General features: G+C 71.7%; 6 protein-coding genes. 4 read left to right on the forward strand and 2 right to left on the reverse strand.

The genetic code is table 11. From position 1 onward, the window contains the following. The 4 genes from RIF68_RS28015 to RIF68_RS28030 all read left to right on the forward strand — a co-directional run. The coding region (locus tag RIF68_RS28015; RefSeq protein ID WP_309054087.1) for an Hsp70 family protein at nt 1-448 on the forward strand (448 nt) is incomplete at its 5' end. After that, entirely contained in the window at nt 445-1,119 is a 675-nt protein-coding gene (gene grpE / locus RIF68_RS28020) for a nucleotide exchange factor GrpE (RefSeq protein WP_309054088.1), read from the forward strand. The genes RIF68_RS28015 and grpE, both read left to right, overlap by 4 nt. A 51-nt stretch (nt 1,120-1,170) precedes the next feature. Continuing rightward, entirely contained in the window at nt 1,171-2,343 is a 1,173-nt protein-coding gene (gene dnaJ / locus RIF68_RS28025; protein ID WP_309054089.1) for a molecular chaperone DnaJ, read from the forward strand. Between the two features lie 4 nt (nt 2,344-2,347). Further along, the gene (locus RIF68_RS28030; protein ID WP_309054090.1) at nt 2,348-2,791 is read left to right on the forward strand and encodes a heat shock protein transcriptional repressor HspR; all 444 of its coding nucleotides are present in this window, start codon (nt 2,348-2,350) and stop codon (nt 2,789-2,791) included. 85 nt (nt 2,792-2,876) lie between these two features. Here the strand turns inward: RIF68_RS28030 and RIF68_RS28035 are convergent, their stop codons facing one another. Both RIF68_RS28035 and RIF68_RS28040 read right to left on the reverse strand, forming a co-directional pair. Next, entirely contained in the window at nt 2,877-3,344 is a 468-nt protein-coding gene (locus RIF68_RS28035; RefSeq protein ID WP_309054091.1) for a hypothetical protein, read from the reverse strand. Nucleotides 3,345-3,393: 49 nt separating this feature from the next. Continuing rightward, the gene (locus RIF68_RS28040) at nt 3,394-4,374 is read right to left on the reverse strand and encodes a helix-turn-helix transcriptional regulator (protein WP_309054092.1); all 981 of its coding nucleotides are present in this window, start codon (nt 4,372-4,374) and stop codon (nt 3,394-3,396) included. Nucleotides 4,375-4,619 lie beyond the last annotated feature (245 nt).

A 4,619-nucleotide genomic window follows, 5' to 3' on the forward strand; every position in this document is an offset into this window, starting at 1 on the left:
CACGGGCAAGGAGCAGAAGATGACCGTCACCGGCGGCTCCTCGCTGCCGAAGGACGAGGTCGACCGGATGCGCCAGGAGGCCGAGCAGTACGCGGAGGAGGACCACCGCCGCCGCGAGGCCGCCGAGTCCCGCAACCAGGGCGAGCAGCTCGTCTACCAGACGGAGAAGTTCCTCAAGGACAACGAGGACAAGGTCCCCGGTGACGTCAAGGCCGAGGTCGAGGCCGCGCTCGGCGAGCTGAAGGAGAAGCTCAAGGGCGAGGACACCGCCGAGATCCGCACCGCCACCGAGAAGGTCGCGGCCGTCTCGCAGAAGCTCGGCCAGGCCCTCTACGCCGACGCCCAGGCCGCCCAGGCCGCGGGTGGCGACGCGGGCCAGGCGCAGGACGACGACGTCGTCGACGCCGAGATCGTCGACGAGGACAAGCCGAAGGGTGGCCAGGCGTGACCGAGGAGACTCCGGGCTTCGAGGAGAAGCCCGACGTCCCCTCCGGCGCCACCCCTGAGGACGCCGCCGAGGCCGCCGAGTCCCCCGAGGACGCGGCGGCCCCGGCCGGGGACGCGAAGAGCGAGCAGCCGGAGGAGGCCGTCGGCCTCACCGCCGAGCTGGACCAGGCCCGTGCGGCGCTCACCGAGCGCACGGCGGACCTCCAGCGCCTCCAGGCGGAGTACCAGAACTACCGTCGCCGGGTGGAGCGGGACCGTGTCACGGTCAAGGAGATCGCCGTCGCGAGCCTCCTGACCGAGCTGCTCCCGACGCTGGACGACATCGGCCGCGCGCGGGAGCACGGCGAACTGGTCGGCGGCTTCAAGTCGGTGGCCGAGTCGCTGGAGACCGTCGTCGCCAAGATGGGCCTCCAGCAGTTCGGCAAGGAGGGCGAGCCCTTCGACCCGACGATCCACGAGGCCCTGATGCACAGCTACGCGCCGGACGTCACCGAGACGACCTGCGTGGCGATCCTGCAGCCGGGGTACCGGATCGGCGAGCGGACCATCCGGCCCGCCCGTGTCGCCGTCGCCGAGCCCCAGCCGGGCGCGGCGGGCACGGCCGGCACGTCGGGCGCCGAGGACGAGAAGAAGGCGTCCGACGAGGAGAGCGGTGCCCCCGACGAGGGGTGACGCCATGGGTGACGCCATGAGTGCCGGAGCAGTCCGGAAGGAGGGACGTCGATGAGCACGAAGGACTTCGTCGAGAAGGACTACTACAAGGTCCTCGGCGTCCCCAAGGACGCCACCGAGGCCGAGATCAAGAAGGCGTACCGGAAGCTCGCCCGCGAGAACCACCCGGACGCCAACAAGGGTGACGTCAAGGCCGAGGAGCGCTTCAAGGAGATCTCCGAGGCCAACGACATCCTCGGTGACCCCAAGAAGCGCAAGGAGTACGACGAGGCGCGCGCCCTCTTCGGGAACGGCGGCTTCCGGGCCGGCGGCCCGGGCGGCGGCTCGTTCAACTTCGACCTGGGCGACCTCTTCGGGGGCGCCCAGGGCGGCCCCGCCGGGGCCGGCGGCTTCGGCGGCGGCCTCGGGGACGTCTTCGGCGGGCTGTTCAACCGCGGCGGCCCGGGTGCCCGCACCCAGCCCCGCCGCGGCGCGGACATCGAGTCCGAGGTGACGCTCAGCTTCACCGAGGCCATCGAGGGCGCGACCGTACCGCTGCGGATGTCCAGCCAGCAGCCGTGCGCGGCGTGTTCGGGCACCGGCGACAAGAACGGCACCCCCCGGGTGTGCCCGACCTGCGTCGGCACCGGGCAGGTCTCGCGCGGCAGCGGCGGCGGTTTCTCGCTCACCGACCCGTGCGTGGACTGCAAGGGCCGCGGCCTGATCGCCGAGAACCCGTGCGAGGTCTGCAAGGGCAGCGGGCGGGCCAAGTCCTCCCGCACCATGCAGGTCCGCATCCCGGCGGGCGTGTCCGACGGCCAGAAGATCCGGCTGCGGGGCAAGGGCGCGCCGGGCGAGCGCGGCGGGCCCAACGGCGACCTGTTCGTCGTGGTGCACGTCGATGCCCACCCGGTCTTCGGCCGCAAGGACGACAACCTGACCGTCACGGTGCCGGTCTCCTTCGCGGAGGCGGCGCTCGGCGGCGAGATCAAGGTGCCGACGCTCGGCGGCCCCGCGGTCACCCTCAAGCTGCCCGCGGGCACTCCGAACGGCCGCACCATGCGCGCCCGTGGCAAGGGCGCGGTCCGCAAGGACGGCACCCGCGGCGACCTCCTCGTGACGATCGAGGTCGCGGTGCCGAAGGAGCTGGACGACAAGGCCCGTGAGGCCCTGGAGACCTACCGCGAGGCGACGGCCTCGGAGGACCCGAGGGCGGAGCTGTTCCAGGCAGCGAAGGGAGCGTGACCCGGTGGAAGGGCGCCGACGCAATCCGTACGAACTGACCGACGAGACCCCGGTGTACGTCATCTCGGTGGCGGCCCAGCTCTCGGGTCTGCACCCGCAGACCCTGCGGCAGTACGACCGCCTCGGTCTGGTCTCCCCGGACCGTACGGCGGGCCGCGGGCGGCGCTACTCGGCCCGGGACATCGAACTGCTCCGCCAGGTGCAGCAGTTGTCGCAGGACGAGGGCATCAATCTGGCCGGAATCAAGCGCATCATCGAGCTGGAGAACCAGGTCGCGGCGCTGCAGAACCGGGTCGCGGAGCTGACCGCCGCGGTCGAGGGCGCGGCGGCGGCGATGCGGCAGCGCGAGGCGCAGGTCCACGCCTCGTACCGGCGGGATCTGGTGCCCTATCAGGACGTGCAGCAGGCGAGCGCGCTGGTGGTCTGGCGGCCCAAGCGCGGCGACTGACCTCGCCCGCCGCCGGTTGGACGAGAGGCCCCTCCACGGGTGTGGAGGGGCCTCTCGCCGTCGCGGGGGCGGGGGACGGGCGGGGTCAGGGGATCAGCTCGGAGACGATGTCGCCGACGGTCTCGAACCAGGGCGCGGCCCCGGTGCCGAAGGCGGCGGCCAGGGCGGTGCCGACGGCGATGTCCCGGGGCGTCGCGCCGTCCTCCCAGGTGTCGATGACCCGCCCGTCCCCGGAGCAGATCAGGCTGCCGGTCCGCCGCCCGTCGCGGGTCAGTCGGCTGGAGTCGTAGGAGGTCGGTACGAGCCGGTAGCGGCTGCCGCCGGTTCGCACGTCCACCCGGTAGGAGCGCCGCAGCAGCCGCCCACGGGCCGGCCGGACGGCGGCGGGCTCCCCGTCCACGGTGAGCCGCAGCAGGGCGGCCTTGCGGGTGCCGATGGGCGTGTGGGCGTCGGGATCGGTCCCGGGCGCGCGCACCAGCTCCACGGTGGGCAGCCCGTGCCCGGAGACCCGGAGGGTGCCGGCGGGGCCGTCGAGGTCGATCTGTACGTACATGGGGTGAGGGATCCAGGGGTTCGGGCGTCCCGGGCACGGTGTCCGGGGGTCAGGCGTCCTGGTCGAGGATGCCGGAGCGGGCGATGAGGTAGCCGAGCTGGGCGCGGCTTCCGCTGCCGAGGGCCGCGGCGAGTTTGGCGATGTGCGCGCGGCAGGTCCGGACGTTCATGCCGAGCCGGCGGGCGATGGCCTCGTCGACGTGGCCTTCGACGAGGAGGCGGGCGATGGAGCGCTGCACGCCGCTGATGTCGTCGGTCTTGATGTCGTAGGGGATCTCCTCGCGGATCGGCACGGCCAGCTGCCAGAACTGGTCGAAGACGCCGCCGAGGTAGGCGACGAGGCCGGGGTGGCGGAGTTCCAGGGCGACCTGGCGGTCACTGCGGGCCGGGATGAAGGCCACCTCGCGGTCCACGATGATGAGCCGGTCGATGATCTGCTCCAGCGTGCGGACCTGGACCTCGGGGCCGACGTGTTCCAGGTAGGCCAGGGTGAGTTCGGTGTGACGCGCGGTGTGCTGGTAGAGCGTGCGCATGTCGATGCCGCGGCCGAGGAGCGGGGAGACGCGCTGGAGTGCCTCGCTCAGGGCGTGGGCGGGGCGGCCGCCACCGGGCTGGACGGTGAGGAGTTCCTTGCGGCAGTTGGCGACGACCCGGTCGAGGGTGGTGTTGATCCGGTCGATGCCTTCGAGCACGGTGATGGCATGGGTGTTCGCCGAGTCGAGGGCACTGATGGCCATGAACGGCTCGAACGCGTCGGAGAGGGCGACCGTGAGCCGCCGGCGTTCGAGGATCTCGCGCTCGATGGGCTGCAGAAGCTGTGCCAGCGCGGCGGAGGGCGGAACCGGTCGGAGCCACTGGGCGTCGTCCGGGTCGGGGTGGAGCAGGGAGAGGTCGAGGAGGCAGGGCGCCGCGACCGCTTCTGACCGGGGTATTCGTCCGGTCCGGAGGGCGGACGCGTACAGCTCGGAGCCCGCCTCGCACAACTCCGCATGCGAATGAGGGTGACCGGTTTCGTCCGCTTGTTTCCGCATATGTACACCCCCAGGCTCCTGCATCTCAGGAACATGATGCCTGGGTTTGGTGGTGCAGGCGCAGAGAGTAAGTCATCGTCTTGTCTCGCGGGGGTCGGAAAGAGACGTTGTGAGAGACGTTGTCTTCAAGTGAGGTTGTTCGGTGATGATGAAGAAGCTCATAAGCGCAGTGGCCGGAGTCGCCTTCATCGCGGCTGCCGCAGTGGGCGTGGTGGGGGGAACGCAGGACCCCGGCTGGAACTCGG

Source organism: Streptomyces sp. (assembly GCF_031178505.1).
Taxonomy (GTDB): Bacteria; Actinomycetota; Actinomycetes; order Streptomycetales; family Streptomycetaceae; genus Streptomyces; species Streptomyces gulbargensis.